Raw genomic sequence first — 13,568 nt, 5'->3', positions numbered from 1 at the left:
TTATAGGGTTTGCGGAATTATGAGCGTGGAAGTAAAAAAATGATTTTCGGCGCGGGTTTGCAGCAGATCGTGACGCGCGAAAAGTAAATAAAGGCGCCGCTGCACGCCGTTTAAGCCGAAACCGGTGCCCTGGCGCTTGGTGGCGGTTTGCGGGTCGTACGGGTTTCGGATCGAGATCTCTAAAGTGTTTTCCAAGGCTTTTGTTTGCAGCGAAATGGTTACCTGGCCGGTAGTATCGTAAAGGCCGAATTTGATTGCGTTTTCTACTAAGGGCTGCAACAGCATGGGCGGTAATTTCATGGTGCGGCTGGTTTCATCGGCCAAAATTTCGGTTTGCAAACGGTGGCCGAAACGCATTTTTTCGATCTCTAAATACAATTCCAGCGTTTGCAGTTCTTCGGCTAAAAGTACCGGTTGCGTATCGTCTTTCCGGAGCGTGCTGCGCAGGAATTCCGATAATTGCTGCACCATTTTGCGGGCTTCCTGCGGCTGAAAACCAATTAATGCATTTATGGAATTAAGACTGTTGAAGAGAAAGTGCGGTTGCAGTTGCAGGCGTAATTTGTACAATTCGGCTTCGCGCGCCAGTTTTTCGGTATCTGATTTACGCTTTAAACTGGCCTGCTGTTCCTGCTGGTTGTACCACAAAATGCTTATCATGGCCATCCAGCCGATCATTAAAAGACCAATGCTGAAGCGTACAGGTAAGGAGTTCAGCAGGAAAATTTCATAGGCAGCATCGGTTTCCAGCAGCATTGGCAAGAGGTAGTATAAAGTGCTGGCGTAAAAAACAGCCAACAGCAAACACCAAAGTCCGATGTAAAAATAGCGCGCCTGTTGCGGCCGGTAATATTCCAGGTTCGAACTGATGAGCCAGCATGCCGCCGCCAGCAAAGCCGAACTGATAAAGGCATCGCCCAGGGCTAATTCGAACAAAACCCCGAACCAGGTAAGCGTAGCCGTTTGCAAAAGCGCAATAACCAGCCACACCCCAAAAAATATGGCGCGGTACTTTGCTGATTCTAACGGAGAATTGGCCATGTTTCGGTTTGGTAACTGCTAGTTGGTATTTAGTATCTGGTATCGGGGGATTTTGGATGAATTAAAAGTCCAGCTACCAGATACTTGCAACCAAATGCCAATTATTAATAACTGCGGATATCGATGCCACCCAGAATGGAAGTGCCTTTTATTATGAGCACTTTGTTGGGGTCTACGCCGGCGGGCTGGATCATTCGTTTGTCGTCGATGCCGCCCAGGATGGCAGCCATTTCTGATTTAACGTCCCAGTGCGGAGGGACAATTATCTTGGTGCCGCCCATGATCTGGGTTACGTCTAAAATGGCCCGGCCCTGGATATCGGCTTGGGAAAAATTCAGTTCGGCGCCGCCCATCACGGTAACCACTTCGCCACCTTTAAAATTTTTGGAAAGGATCAGCTTTTTTGTGCCGCCGAAAACGGAAGTGGTATCGAGGTAATCTTCATCGGTGGCCGTTACGGTTTCATAAGGATTGGGACTTTCGTAAGGCTTTTCCGGAGTGCCGTAATTTGTGCCGTGGTTTGTTTCGTAATTTGTACTGTTTGAGGCCGCATTTTCAGCGTTCTTTTCCAGGTCTTCGCGGGGATGAAAATGGCGCCCGCGGCTTTTGCCGAAGATCATCCAAACGCCAAAAAGCATTATGATAACGGGCCAGACGTATTCCCACATAATATTCATGTAAAAGAATTTCTTGGCCAGGAAAAGCGAACCGAGAATGATCAGGATCACGCCGCCCGGGTTCCGGAAATTATGTTTGAAACCTATAAAAAGCCCCAGTACGATGAGCAGCATGGGCCAGGAGAAAAGCCAGTCCGGAAAGAAATAACCGATATTTTTGAGTAATAAGATGGCACCTACGGCAAGGAGTACCAAGCCTGCCATTACTTTGCCGGAACGTCGCGGACCCTGATATTGATTCATAGTGGTAATGCTAATGTTTATTCAAAAGTACGGCGAAAAGAAAGGCATAGAAACCTGAAAAAGCCGGTTGTACTTTTTGTACCGTTGAAGTAGCGAATTTTTCCGGTGAAATACTAACCACTTTATAATTCTGACCCGATTCTGAGGAGGCTTCAGGCTATACTTTTAAACTGGCCTAGAAAGGGAATCAGAATAGTTTTGGCCAGAACAGCATGAGCAGAAAGGCGGCGCTCATGCAAAGGGAGGAGATCTGGTTCATGCGCATGGTATTTTCGAAATTTACAGCTAAGGAATTTTTGCGGATCTGGAGTTGCCACCAGGCAAAAAACGCTATGACCGGCGCGGTAAAAACTGCAAAGATAACGATGCTGCTCAGCTGGTTGGTATAGAAGTATTCCGCAATTAATAAAGCGGCGGCCAGGGTTAAACTGATGGCAGAAAATAGAAACGTGCCTTTTAAACCGAGCTTCAGGCTCAGCGTTTCGTCGCCGCGTTTTTTGTCTTCGGCGTGCTGATAAACCTGGGTGAGCGGATAACTGCCGCATAAAAAAAGCGAACTTACGAAAGCCAGGACCAGGTTTTGAGCGCTGAAATAGTGTTCTGAGAGAACGCCGCTGCCGATCTGCACCGTTAAAAACGTAAAAGCGCCCTGGAAGAAAACCACGGTAAAGGTGCTCAGGTAAGGGTATTTTTTCAGGCGGATCTTATCGTAACTGTAGGCTTTGGAAACGAACAAATAAACCAGCACGCAAACCGCAAACGGTATGGAAATAAGCAGCGAAAGTAAAACAGCCAGGAAATCGAAAACCACGACCAGGTAAAATAAACTGTGCGTTACTTTAGGCGGATGTTTCAAACCACCAATGCTGCCTTCGTCGCGGTCGAAATAGGAGTTGTAACCGTTGCTGGCCGGGTAAACCAATACGTGTAAAATGAGAAAAACAGCCACGGCTTTCTGCCAGTCGAATACAGGCGCGGCACTTAACGCAAACCAGAAAACTGGCATCAGGAATACCGAAAACGGGATGCGCATGAGTTTCAGGGCGTTCATTTTAATGATTTGAAATTAAAGAAGATTAAGGTAGCAGATTCTTTATTTCTAACTCTAGGTTTTTCCAAACCGCTAAAAGAATATTAGTTTCATTTGAAGCTCTTTCGGATAATAATTTCCCCTTTTCTGTTAATTTAAATTTATTCCCGGCTTTTTCTATGAGATCGTGATTTGTTAACCAACTAATAGAGGCTTGTAATTGTTCTTGTGTTGGTACAGCATGATTTATGCCATCAGCAACCATTGAAATTCCATTAATGTCAGTTGGCTTAGTTTGTGAGGCTAAAGCTAATGCTAAAAAAATCCAAGATGTAATCTGTTCCTCATTCATTAAATCCATTTCTAATTCCTAATTAACCTCCGGATAGCCGATCAGGTAAATAACTTTCGCGCCGGATTTGTGTCTGGCGTAGCCGGTTTTCCAGACGTAGGGCGGGCCTTCGAGTTTTTTGGTCATTTCCGATAGCATTTCCGGGCTGTACATTCTCAGAACGGAAACCACGCCATCCCACAAGGTGAAAACCGGAATAGCCGGAATAAGATACGTAAAAAACAAGCGACTGAGTTTAAACGGGCGAATAAAAGGCGTAATTCCCAGCATTAAGGGTGGAAACACCAAACCAGCCAGCAGCAGTTCGTGGTATTGTTTACCGGAACCTTCAAAAATGCCGATGGCTTGCTTTTTATTCACAGCATCCTGTAAAATTGCCTGCGCCTCTTCGGGTTTGAAATGGTGGAAAGAAGAAAAAAGCGTGCGCACGCCGGTCAGGTTTGCGGGTACGTTGGTGGCATCTACACTTTGGGGTTCGAATTGGATAGCGTTTTTGCTTTCCGTTTGAATTTGCTGCCAGGCTTCCAGGTTCGGAAATTTATCGGTGAGCGTTACCGGCACGTTAAAACCTATTTCGGCGCTTATCTTGGGTTGCAGGGTTTCCAGGCCGCCGCCGGCGCCGGAGCAAAGATCCAGGATTTGCCGCTGCCCGGTTTTTTCGAGCATTTCTTTTAAATGCGGTACTACGGGGTCGTAAATACCGAGCCTGGTGATCATGAAACGCAGGTAATCGGTCATGTTACGGCGCAGCACGTCCGGAAACCAGGTTTGGTCTTCCCATTCAAACAGGTGAAATCGTTTCATTTTTCAGACAAAAGAAGCAGGATTAAAGATCAAAGACTTTTTCGCGTCAAATCCATAGCGTTTTCCCAAAACAAGCCCGCGTGGGTAGATGTTTACGAATATTTTTTCCCTCAAGCTAAATGGGAAGGCTATAAAAATTAGTTTTCAGGCTGAAAATCATAGTGTTTCGGGAAAATATAAGCAAAAAAGGCTGTAATCGGAAATAGCGAAATCCGCTTTTAAACATTTATATTTGTGAAATTTTTCCTGTCCGGGCCGGTAAGTGGCGCAGATTTGAGGCAGGTTTTTTACAATGTCTGAACAAGCACAACCGAGTACTCCAAAACCTACAAAAGCATTTGCGCGGCTGGTAAACTGGCTTTGGCGTTTTTTTGCTTTCGGCCTGATCGGTTTCCTGGTTTACCTTTTCCTCGTCGATATCAATTTCCTTTTCCTGTTTGGCGCTTCGCCGAGCCTCGAAAAACTGGAAAACCCCCGAACCGAACTGGCCTCCGAACTTTATACCGAAGATGGCAAACTGATCGGGAAATATTTCCGGGAAAACCGCAGCCCGGTAAAATACGAGAAAATTTCCCCGATGCTGATCAAAGCCCTGATCGCAACCGAAGACGTGCGTTTTTACAACCATTCGGGCATCGATCCGGAAGCCATGCTGAGTGTAATTGCGGCCGTAGCCAAGGGCGAAAACCGGGGCGGTTCTACCATTACCCAGCAGCTGGCCAAAAACCTGTATAAAATCCGCACCGAAAAATCGAAGGGTGTATTGGGTTATATTCCGGGCATCAGCACGCTCATCAATAAAACCAAGGAATGGATCACGGCCGTAAAGCTGGAGCAAAATTATTCGAAGCAGGAAATCCTGACCATGTACCTGAACACGGTAGATTTCGGCAGTAATTCCTTCGGGATAAAGGTGGCCGCTAAAACCTTTTTTGGTACCTCGCCCGATAGTTTAAAAACCGAAGAAGCCGCCGTGTTGGTTGGTTTACTGAAAGCACCTACTTCTTACAGTCCGCGTTTTAACCCCGAAAACTCGTTGCGCCGCCGCAACGTTGTGCTTGCACAAATGGCCAAATACCGGGTAATTGCCCCTGAAATGGCCGATTCCTTAAGCGCTTTGCCCATTGTGCTCCGTTATAAAGTGGAAAATCATTACGATGGTCCGGCTACCTATTTCAGAGGCGCGGTGAGTGAATACGTAAAAAAATGGTGCGCCGAAAATGGTTATGATCTGTACCGCGACGGCCTGAAAATCTATACCACCATTGATTCGCGTTTGCAGACTTTGGCCGAGCAGGCTGTGGAAAAACGCATGCGCGACCTGCAGAAGAAATTCAAGCGCCACTGGGGTGATAAAAATCCGTGGGTAGACGATAAAGACCAGGAAATTCCGGGTTTTCTGGAAGCCAGCATGAAGCGCACCGAATATTACAAAGCACTGAAGAATAAACACGGCAACAACCAGGCCGCCATAAATGCCGAACTGCATAAGCCGCGCCAGATGAAAGTGTTTACCTGGGACAACGACAGCCTGGAGAAAACGGTAACCATGAGCCCGATGGATTCGCTGGCGTATTACAAACGCATTCTGCGCGCCGGCATGGTAACCATGGATCCGCATTCGGGTCAGATAAAAGCCTGGGTGGGGGGTATCAACTTCAAATACTTTAAGTACGACCACGTGAAACAGGCCAAGCGCCAGCCGGGTTCTACGTTCAAGCCTTTTGTTTATGTAACGGCAATCGATAAAGGTTACGCGCCCTGCGACCGAATGCGCGACCAGCGTTTAACTATTAATTATGTGGAGAACGGAGAAGCCAAAAGCTGGAGCCCGCACAATGCCGATTATCATTTTTCGGGCGCCAATATTACCTTGCGACACGCCATGGGAAAATCAATAAACTCCATTACGGCGCAATTAACCGAAAAAGTGGGCTGGCAAACGGTAGCAGAATACGCTCATAAACTCGGGATAAAAAGTCCGTTGCAAGCTGTGCCTTCTATTGGTTTAGGTTCTTCGGATGTTTCGCTGTTTGAACTGGTTGGGGCTTACGGCACATTCATGAACAACGGTTTCCGCACCGAACCTATGTACGTAACCCGCATAGAAGACCGCAATGGCAACGTGATCCACACGTTTATGCCGAAGCAGAAAAAAGTACTTAGTTCTGAAACGGCCTGGCTCATGACCTATATGCTGAAAGGCGGGATGGAAGAGCAGGGCGGAACTTCGCAGGCGCTCTGGGAATACGATCTGGGCTGGCGCAAAGGCAACGAAGTGGGCGGTAAAACCGGCACCACTTCCAACCATTCCGATGGCTGGTACGTGGGCGTAACCAAGGATCTAATTACGGGTGTTTGGGTAGGAGGCGACGACCGCAGCATTCACTTCCGGACCTCGGCTATGGGCGAAGGCTCTAAAACGGCTCTGCCGGTTTTCGGTATCTTTATGGAAAACGTATATAAGAATCCGGACCTGGGTTATAAATTCGGTCGTTTCCCGAAACCAACCGTGAAGATCCGCAAGAAGTACATGTGCCAGAGTTTTATTCCGAAACCAAAAGTGGATTCTTTGCAGCTAAAAGATGCCCAGGATGTGGAGCCGGAAGTAGGAGGAGAAACGGTTTTGGTGCCGTAACTCGTTTTGCAGTTTTTAATTTTGAAATTGTGAAACGGAACTTACCCATTCAAATTCCTTTCGGAATCGATTGTCTTATTCCTTTCGATGAACCTATTGCGGCTTATTCGTTGCCGGAAAATTTCACCTATCCATTTAATTACACACCGCATCCGCTTTGCCTGCTGGCCGTTAATAAACTTCAGCGTTATTTAAAAGTGCAAACCGAATGGGAGCATAATTTTGGATTGGAAGAAGGAAAAGCGGGTACCATTATCGGGAAAATGTTTGGCGTGTTGCTGGTTCGCACGGAAGAAAATGAGATCGGTTTCCTGGCCGCTTTTTCGGGAAAATTAGCCGGCAGTTACCACCACGCTAATTTTGTGCCGCCCGTTTACGATAGCTTATTACCGGGAAGTTTCCTGAATACCGGCATGCAGGAACTTACCCAAATGAATGCCGAAATAACTTCGCTGGAAAGTTTTGCCGCCAACGATCCGGGAAAAATTGCTTTGTTAAAACAGATCCGTAAGCAGCATTCGCTCAAGCTCCAGGAAAAGTTATTTGATCAGTATCAGTTTTTAAACCAGGCCGGCGAAGAAAAAAGCTTACGCACTGTTTTTCGGGAAAATACCAGCCGAGGGCCCGGAGCTGGTGCCGGCGATTGTGCCGTTCCGAAACTTCTGCAGTACGCTTTTCAGCAAGGTTTAAAACCACTGGCCATGGCCGAATTCTGGTGGGGCTTATCGCCTAAATCGGCTTTCTGGAAACATGGTCATTTTTATCCCGCCTGCCACGAAAAGTGCGCCCCGGTTTTGGCGCATATGCTGGCTGGAATTGCAATTGATAAGAAGCCGGAAAGCAAAGCCGGTAGAATGGAAGCAGTGGCATAACCATAAAACAGAAAAAGCCTGCTCCATTAAGCAGGCTTTTTAGTTAAAAACGCTATGGTTTTGAGCGGGAAAAGTAACCTCAATCTGCCTTTGTGATCTTCCAGGCAAACGTTGCCAAGCCAGCACCCAGAACCGGCGCCAGAAAATAAATCCAGAGCGTAGTAATATTTCCTGCTGCCAGGGCTGGTCCGAAGCTACGGGCCGGGTTCATGGAACCGCCGGAAATAGGGCCGGCAAAAATAATTTCTAGTAAAACCATCCCGCCAATAATAAAACCGGCCAGTTGCTGTATTTCTTTAATGCCCTGCGAAGTATGCAGAATAACCAGCATGAGCAGAAACGTGAGGATAATTTCTAATATGAAAGATTGCATCACTTCGCCGGCGGGAAAAGTAGCCCCCATGTTTTGACTTGCCGGGAAAAGTAACTTTAAAGTTAAACCGGCGGCTAAACTTCCTGCTAACTGGCTGCCAACGTACGGGAGTATTTCTTTTTTATCGAATAAGCCCGCCATAGAAAAACCAATCGTAACTGCCGGATTGATATGGGCCCCGGATACATTGCCGAAAGTATAAATCATGGCCGTTACAATCAACCCGGAAGCCGTAGCGCAACCAATTAAACTCACTGCGCCGTTCGTTTGTGCATCTACCAGGGCTGAACCAGCGGCAAAGAAAACCAGCGTAAAAGTGCCGATGAATTCCGCTAAATAACTTTTCACAAATTCTCGGTTACAAACTTCCGGCAATATTCTTTTATCTGTTCGCGCACGCTCCGGAATTGCGCCATGATCTCTTCTTCAGAACCGGTAGCTTTGGCCGGATCGGGGAAATTATAATGGAATTTTTTGGCAAAACCAGGAAAGTAAGGGCAGTTTTCCTGGGCATTGTCGCAAACTGTTATCACGAAATCGAAATCGAGGTGCTGGTATTCGTTTACGTTGTTGGACGTGTGACCGGAAATATCAAGGCCGTCTTCTTTCATAATAGCAATGGCCCGCGGGTTTACGCCGTGCGTTTCGATGCCGGCGCTGTAAACTTCGGCTTTACCGTTGGCGAAATGGCGTAAGTAGCCTTCGGCAAGCTGGCTACGGCAACTGTTGCCGGTGCAGAGCACTAAGATCTTTTTCATTTAGCAGCAGTTGTTTCTGGTTGAACCAGCAATCAGGTTGCTGAGATCGAATTTGGGTTTTTCCGAAGTTTCCAGCGGCTCGCAGCAGGATGCAGCATTGGTGATTTCTATGGTAGATTGCGCAGGAGCAAGGCAGCAGGCTTCGGCAGCGGCGGTTTCGTAATGCGGATCGTTGAATTCAGCGTCTTCGTGGAAATAGTATACTTCCCATTGCACGCCGTCCGGATCGGTAGCCCAGAATTTATCTTGTTTGGCGTAGCAGCAGTTGGTGCCCATTTCTTCTTTGGCTACCAGGTTTTTTTCGCGGGCTGCAACCAGTTTTTCTTCCAGTTCGGCTACCGTTTCTACCTGAAAACCTAAATGCCCGAAATTGCTTTGTACGCGACCGGGATTTTCTACAAACGAAATGATAAGCGAAGGCTTATCGAGCACAAATTTGGCGTAACCGGGCTTGATTTTAACAGCTTCCTGACCAAAAAATGCGGTGTAGAAGTCTACAGTTTTGGCAAGGTTGCTTACATATAAGCTCACGTGCATTCTTGGAAATACGTTCTGGTTCATGGCTTTTATAATTTAAAGATTTGAAAATCAAATTCTGATGTCGTCCCGACTTTAGGAGCAAACTATCTCGAAAACTGCGCCTACATAAATCCTTCGCAGGCTCAGGATGACAGTAAAGATTTTTAGCAGCAATTGGTTTTAAGCGCCAGCTGCCCGAAAAAAGCCGAAAGCAACTCTTTGTATTTATTCCAGTTTTCGGCATCGATGCAATAGCAAATGGAGTTTCCTTCGATATTTCCTTTTATGAGGCCGGCAGTTTTCAGTTCTTTTAAATGCTGCGAAACCGTGGGTTGGGCCAGCGGAAGCTCATTCACAATATCGCCGCAAATGCAGCTATCCAGTTTTAGCAGTACCTCCAGAATAGCAATGCGGGCCGGATGGCCCAGGGCTTTGGCTAAGCTGGCCAGTTCGTTTTGCTGTAGGGTGAAATGATCGGTTTTAGTAGCGCCCATGTTTTTATCATTTGTTCATTGCAATATTACGATGATAAAGATAAAAAGGAAAGCCTTTTCTGAAATATTTTTCAAAAAAGGCTTTTAAGGCTTGTAGTGACAGTTGTATAACAGACTTTTTGAGCTGAAATAGATACCGTTTTTAAAAGATTTTTCCGGAACAGCACTTTTTAGGCTTTAAACCCTACCGTTTTTTTTACCCGAAAGCAGCAGGCCACAGTTTCAAGCCTGTAAACAATACCGTTTTTTGAAATGAAACTAAGCTTCCTGGTGATAAAAAGATTCGAGCGCTTCTTCTACCGAGTTGTATTCGAAAGTAAAACCGGTGTTCTGTACTTTAGCTGAACTGACCCGTGAACCCCCTAAAACCACTTCGCTCATTTCGCCAAGCACCAGTTTAAGGCCAAAAGCCGGAATTTTAGGCACGATCAGCGGCCGGTGCATGACTTCGGCCAGGGCTTTGGTGAATTCCTGGTTCGTAACCGGGTGCGGCGCTACAGCATTGTAAACTCCGCTAAATTGCTGTTCTTCAATGGCTTTAATGAACAACCGGCAAAGGTCATCGATGTGGATCCAGCTCATGTATTGCTTGCCCGATCCTAAGGGGGCGCCGGCCATCATTTTAACCGGTTTAGCCATTTGGGGCAATGCGCCGCCTAAATTGGAAAGCACCAGTCCGATACGGAAAATTACCGTCCGGATTCCGATCTCGTGCATTTGCCAGGCCGCTTTTTCCCAGTACCTGGCAACTTCCGCCAGAAATTCTTCAGAAGCATAGCTGCTCTCTTCGGTTATGAGTTGCTCACCGGTATTGCCATAAATACCAATGGCCGAAGCCGAAAGAAAACCTTTTACGTGGTTAGGGGTGGTTTTCAGGCAGTTGTAAAGCAGGTTGGTGCCTTGCACGCGGCTGTTCAGGATCTCTTTTTTGCGTTCCTCGGTCCATTTTTCGTCGCCTACGCTGGCCCCGGCCAGGTTAATGATGTAGTCGGCCCAGTTAATGGCGTGGTCGTCGATGTAGTTTTGTTTCAGATCCCAGCGGAAGGCCTTGTAACGGGAATAATTGTTCGGTTTCCGGCTCAGGTGTGCTACTTCGTAACCCGAATCGATCAGCATTTCGGTAAGCCTGGTGCCAACTAAACCGGTGCCGCCGGTAATTAAAATTTTTCCTGCCATTTGCTTTGCCTGTGTGCGAAGTGGGCTATAACGGTTTAAACGATTCACTGGAAAATTAAAGTATACGCATTATAACCATCATGGTCATTTAAAGTTCTAAAGTTTACTACTTTCCGAGGTAATGCAGAAATTCGTTGCGGTACTGGGCTTCCTGAAAAAGACCGCTGTATTCGGAGGTTATGGTGTTGCTGCTGATATCGTTCACGCCCCGGCTCATTACGCACAAATGGTCGGCTTCAATTAAAACCGCTACGTTATCGGTGCGCAGCGCTTTTTTCAGTTCGTGGGCGATCTGGATGGTTAAGCGTTCCTGCACCTGCGGGCGTTTGGCGTAATATTGCACAATGCGGTTCAGTTTCGATAAACCCACTACGTGTTCGTTCGGAATATAAGCTACGTGCGCTTTGCCTACGATGGGCACAAAATGATGCTCGCAATAGGAGAAAAGCGTAATGTTGCGTTCCACCAGCATCTGGTTATAATTATAATGGTTGCTGAATGATCGGGCGTGCGGGCGGTTTTTCGGATTGAGGCCGGAAAAAACCTCTTTCACGTACATTTTAGCCACCCGGTGCGGCGTTCCTTTCAGGCTGTCGTCGGTCAGGTCCAGGCCCAGGGTGTGCATAATTTCGGCAAAATGGCCTTCAATGATCTGGATCTTATCGTCGTCGGAAAGTTCAAAAGCATCGGGGCGGAGCGGGGTCTGCTGGGAAGCGCTCAAATGATCGTGGCCGGTTTCGTCGGCGTGAAGTTCCCTATTCTCCATGGTATTCAACAAAGTTTCGTTCGGTTTCAAATAAGGTAACGGAAAGTGCCAGTTCGGCCTCAATTTTCGGGCGCAGCAAATTCCAGATTACAACGGCAATATTTTCGGCAGTAGGGTTGAGGGTGCGAAATTCTTCGGTATCGAGGTTCAGGTTTTTATGGTCGAAGCGCGCAATGATCTCTTCAGAAACCAGGTTGCTGAGTTTTTTGAGATCGTAGACGTAGCCGGTTTCTTCGTTCACCTCGCCGGTCAGTTTCACGATCAGCTCGTAATTATGCCCGTGGAAATTAGGATTATTGCAAAGCCCGAAAAATTCGTCATTCTGCGCTTCGGTCCAGGCCGGGTTATGCAGCCGGTGGGCAGCATTAAAATGTTCTTTACGGCAAACGGTTATTTTCATGTTTTTTAATCCAATACTTCGCCCGGGTTCACGCGGAGCCGAACGACAAAGATACAAGGTAGTTTTGGAAATTTGTGATTTGTAAGGGTTTGTTTCTGATTTGTCGGTTTGCTTGTTGATTTACCTTGGTTTTGATCGTGGATTTAATGGGATTTTGGGATTTCGCGGAGTTTTTTGGTTTGAATGTATAGCGTTTCTCTTTCGGTTATCTTGACTTTTTCGGTCATCTCGACGATAGTAGAGATCTACTTAAGGTAATGAGATAGTTGTTTTTGACTTTTGATGATTAAAACGATACTGTTTTCATAGAAGGCTTCAATTCTTAATTATTAATTTTTAATTATTAATTAAACTTTCTCCCTCGAGCCGGGTGGCTTCGTTTCTGCGGTCGCGGCTGCAACCCTTCCTGCCCTTGCGGGCTGCCTGTGGCACCGGAAGTCTTGGAGGCCGCTCTCACAGAAACTGGTATCAGTTCCCTTCGTAGCTGGCTTCTTTTTAGTTTACTCTCTCAGATAGCGTGATTTTCAAGGGCGCTGCGCTGGCGATATACATGTGAAATTGATAATCCTTAAATTTCTGAATCCTATAAATCCTAATTCAGACAAATAATCCTGTCCATCCCATAAATCCTAAAAATCGTGTTCAGACTTCATTTTCGTCTGCTTTAGTCATCGGTGCGATAAGGTAAAATAGTAAAAACGAAAAAGGGCAACCCAATAAGGCTGCCCATATCTTTCCGCGTGATCAAATAACCCGCTTCATCCGCGATCAAAAGTCAGTATCCAGGCCTAAACGTTGCTTTAGTTCCGTTAGAATCGGGTATTGCTCGGACAGGAAATTGTATTTATCGATAGAAGTGTAGAGCCGTTTGGCGCCAACCACTTCCACAAATTCCACGAGCACGTTTAATTTATTGTTCTGCACTTTCCGGCGAAGTTCACCCAGAAGTTCGGCTTTTACGTCGTTGAACTGCTCTACCTGCACCGGGTTATCTACTTTTAAGTGGATTTCGGTACCGTTTTGCAGCTCAAAATTGCGGTTCAGGATCATGTATTCCGAAACCCGGCCTTCCTGATTTTTACGCTGTGCAAAAGCAAACCAGGCGGCGCGTAAGGTTTCCATCTCGATCGGCTTTTGCTGGCCCGGACGCATGTCCAGTTCGGCTTCGGCTACTTCGGTAGTTTCTTCCTGGAAGTTGCCGGTACTGATCTTTTCTTTCAGGCTGCTTAAGCTGAACTTACCGATCGCTTTTTTAGGCGCATGAATGGCAGGCTTTACAAAAGTAGTTTCTGAAGCAACAGGTTCGGAAACAGTAACCACGCCCGGAGCTGAAACGCCAGGGTTTTGGTCCGAAAAAGTGCTGGCAACAGCTGAAGGATCTTCTGTAGAACCTTTGGGCACGTAAGGCGCGGGCGGCAATTTATC

General features: G+C 46.7%; 15 protein-coding genes. 2 read left to right on the top strand and 13 right to left on the bottom strand.

Annotation, left to right across the window (positions count from 1 at the left end; all coding sequences use genetic code 11):
- From I5M27_RS14140 to I5M27_RS14120, 5 genes are all read right to left on the bottom strand, one after another.
- Positions 1 to 1,041, bottom strand: coding sequence for a sensor histidine kinase (locus tag I5M27_RS14140; RefSeq protein ID WP_200506966.1), 1,041 nt, complete (start codon positions 1,039 to 1,041; stop codon positions 1 to 3).
- Positions 1,042 to 1,145: 104 nt separating this feature from the next.
- Positions 1,146 to 1,961 (bottom strand): LiaF transmembrane domain-containing protein, encoded by an 816-nt coding sequence (locus I5M27_RS14135; RefSeq protein WP_200506965.1) that lies wholly within the window; start codon positions 1,959 to 1,961, stop codon positions 1,146 to 1,148.
- 187 nt (positions 1,962 to 2,148) lie between these two features.
- Entirely contained in the window at positions 2,149 to 3,012 is an 864-nt protein-coding gene (locus I5M27_RS14130) for a UbiA family prenyltransferase (RefSeq protein WP_200506964.1), read from the bottom strand.
- Positions 3,013 to 3,037: 25 nt separating this feature from the next.
- Positions 3,038 to 3,352: a hypothetical protein gene (locus I5M27_RS14125; protein ID WP_200506963.1), complete on the bottom strand. Its 315-nt coding sequence runs from the start codon at positions 3,350 to 3,352 to the stop codon at positions 3,038 to 3,040.
- 9 nt (positions 3,353 to 3,361) lie between these two features.
- A complete protein-coding gene (locus tag I5M27_RS14120) occupies positions 3,362 to 4,147 on the bottom strand; it encodes a class I SAM-dependent methyltransferase (protein WP_200506962.1) in 786 nt (261 codons plus the stop codon).
- 292 nt (positions 4,148 to 4,439) lie between these two features.
- On the opposite strand from I5M27_RS14120, the gene I5M27_RS14115 reads away from it, so the two are divergent.
- Together I5M27_RS14115 and I5M27_RS14110 are read left to right on the top strand one after the other, a co-directional pair.
- Positions 4,440 to 6,785, top strand: a complete 2,346-nt coding sequence (locus I5M27_RS14115; RefSeq protein ID WP_200506961.1) for a penicillin-binding protein 1A — start codon at positions 4,440 to 4,442, stop codon at positions 6,783 to 6,785.
- 29 nt (positions 6,786 to 6,814) lie between these two features.
- Positions 6,815 to 7,657: a pseudouridylate synthase gene (locus tag I5M27_RS14110; RefSeq protein WP_317193602.1), complete on the top strand. Its 843-nt coding sequence runs from the start codon at positions 6,815 to 6,817 to the stop codon at positions 7,655 to 7,657.
- Between the two features lie 79 nt (positions 7,658 to 7,736).
- Here the strand turns inward: I5M27_RS14110 and I5M27_RS14105 are convergent, their stop codons facing one another.
- From I5M27_RS14105 to I5M27_RS14070, 8 genes are all read right to left on the bottom strand, one after another.
- Entirely contained in the window at positions 7,737 to 8,378 is a 642-nt protein-coding gene (locus I5M27_RS14105) for an MIP/aquaporin family protein (protein WP_200506960.1), read from the bottom strand.
- A complete protein-coding gene (locus tag I5M27_RS14100) occupies positions 8,375 to 8,788 on the bottom strand; it encodes an arsenate reductase ArsC (protein WP_200506959.1) in 414 nt (137 codons plus the stop codon). Before I5M27_RS14100 ends, I5M27_RS14105 begins: the two co-directional genes overlap by 4 nt.
- Positions 8,789 to 9,349 carry an ArsI/CadI family heavy metal resistance metalloenzyme gene (locus tag I5M27_RS14095; RefSeq protein WP_200506958.1) on the bottom strand — a complete coding sequence of 187 codons (561 nt, stop codon included), beginning with the start codon at positions 9,347 to 9,349 and terminating at the stop codon, positions 8,789 to 8,791.
- A 122-nt stretch (positions 9,350 to 9,471) separates the two neighbouring features.
- The gene (locus I5M27_RS14090; RefSeq protein WP_200506957.1) at positions 9,472 to 9,801 is read right to left on the bottom strand and encodes an ArsR/SmtB family transcription factor; all 330 of its coding nucleotides are present in this window, start codon (positions 9,799 to 9,801) and stop codon (positions 9,472 to 9,474) included.
- A gap of 258 nt (positions 9,802 to 10,059) precedes the next feature.
- Positions 10,060 to 10,977 (bottom strand): TIGR01777 family oxidoreductase, encoded by a 918-nt coding sequence (locus tag I5M27_RS14085; RefSeq protein ID WP_200506956.1) that lies wholly within the window; start codon positions 10,975 to 10,977, stop codon positions 10,060 to 10,062.
- A 106-nt stretch (positions 10,978 to 11,083) separates the two neighbouring features.
- Entirely contained in the window at positions 11,084 to 11,773 is a 690-nt protein-coding gene (gene folE / locus I5M27_RS14080) for a GTP cyclohydrolase I FolE (RefSeq protein WP_394369086.1), read from the bottom strand.
- A complete protein-coding gene (locus tag I5M27_RS14075) occupies positions 11,733 to 12,143 on the bottom strand; it encodes a 6-pyruvoyl trahydropterin synthase family protein (protein ID WP_200506955.1) in 411 nt (136 codons plus the stop codon). The genes folE and I5M27_RS14075 overlap by 41 nt, the downstream gene beginning before the upstream one ends.
- A gap of 768 nt (positions 12,144 to 12,911) precedes the next feature.
- A complete protein-coding gene (locus I5M27_RS14070) occupies positions 12,912 to 13,562 on the bottom strand; it encodes a hypothetical protein (RefSeq protein WP_200506954.1) in 651 nt (216 codons plus the stop codon).
- Between the last annotated feature and the right edge of the window lie 6 nt (positions 13,563 to 13,568).

Source organism: Adhaeribacter terrigena (genome assembly GCF_016623615.1).
In the GTDB taxonomy this organism is placed as follows: domain Bacteria; phylum Bacteroidota; class Bacteroidia; order Cytophagales; family Hymenobacteraceae; genus Adhaeribacter_A; species Adhaeribacter_A terrigena.
Note: the sequence above shows the minus strand (reverse complement) of the source record. Positions and strands in the feature narration are given on the sequence as shown.

Excerpts from the sequence above, each read along its gene's own strand:
- I5M27_RS14135 (WP_200506965.1), bottom strand. The coding sequence starts at position 1,961 with ATGAATCAATATCAGGGTCCGCGACGTTCCGGCAAAGTAATGGCAGGC.
- I5M27_RS14085 (WP_200506956.1), bottom strand. The coding sequence starts at position 10,977 with ATGGCAGGAAAAATTTTAATTACCGGCGGCACCGGTTTAGTTGGCACC.
- I5M27_RS14100 (WP_200506959.1), bottom strand. The coding sequence starts at position 8,788 with ATGAAAAAGATCTTAGTGCTCTGCACCGGCAACAGTTGCCGTAGCCAG.
- I5M27_RS14075 (WP_200506955.1), bottom strand. The coding sequence starts at position 12,143 with ATGAAAATAACCGTTTGCCGTAAAGAACATTTTAATGCTGCCCACCGG.
- I5M27_RS14130 (WP_200506964.1), bottom strand. The coding sequence starts at position 3,012 with ATGAACGCCCTGAAACTCATGCGCATCCCGTTTTCGGTATTCCTGATG.
- I5M27_RS14090 (WP_200506957.1), bottom strand. The coding sequence starts at position 9,801 with ATGGGCGCTACTAAAACCGATCATTTCACCCTACAGCAAAACGAACTG.
- I5M27_RS14120 (WP_200506962.1), bottom strand. The coding sequence starts at position 4,147 with ATGAAACGATTTCACCTGTTTGAATGGGAAGACCAAACCTGGTTTCCG.
- I5M27_RS14140 (WP_200506966.1), bottom strand. The coding sequence starts at position 1,041 with ATGGCCAATTCTCCGTTAGAATCAGCAAAGTACCGCGCCATATTTTTT.
- I5M27_RS14115 (WP_200506961.1), top strand. The coding sequence starts at position 4,440 with ATGTCTGAACAAGCACAACCGAGTACTCCAAAACCTACAAAAGCATTT.
- I5M27_RS14095 (WP_200506958.1), bottom strand. The coding sequence starts at position 9,349 with ATGAACCAGAACGTATTTCCAAGAATGCACGTGAGCTTATATGTAAGC.
- I5M27_RS14125 (WP_200506963.1), bottom strand. The coding sequence starts at position 3,352 with ATGGATTTAATGAATGAGGAACAGATTACATCTTGGATTTTTTTAGCA.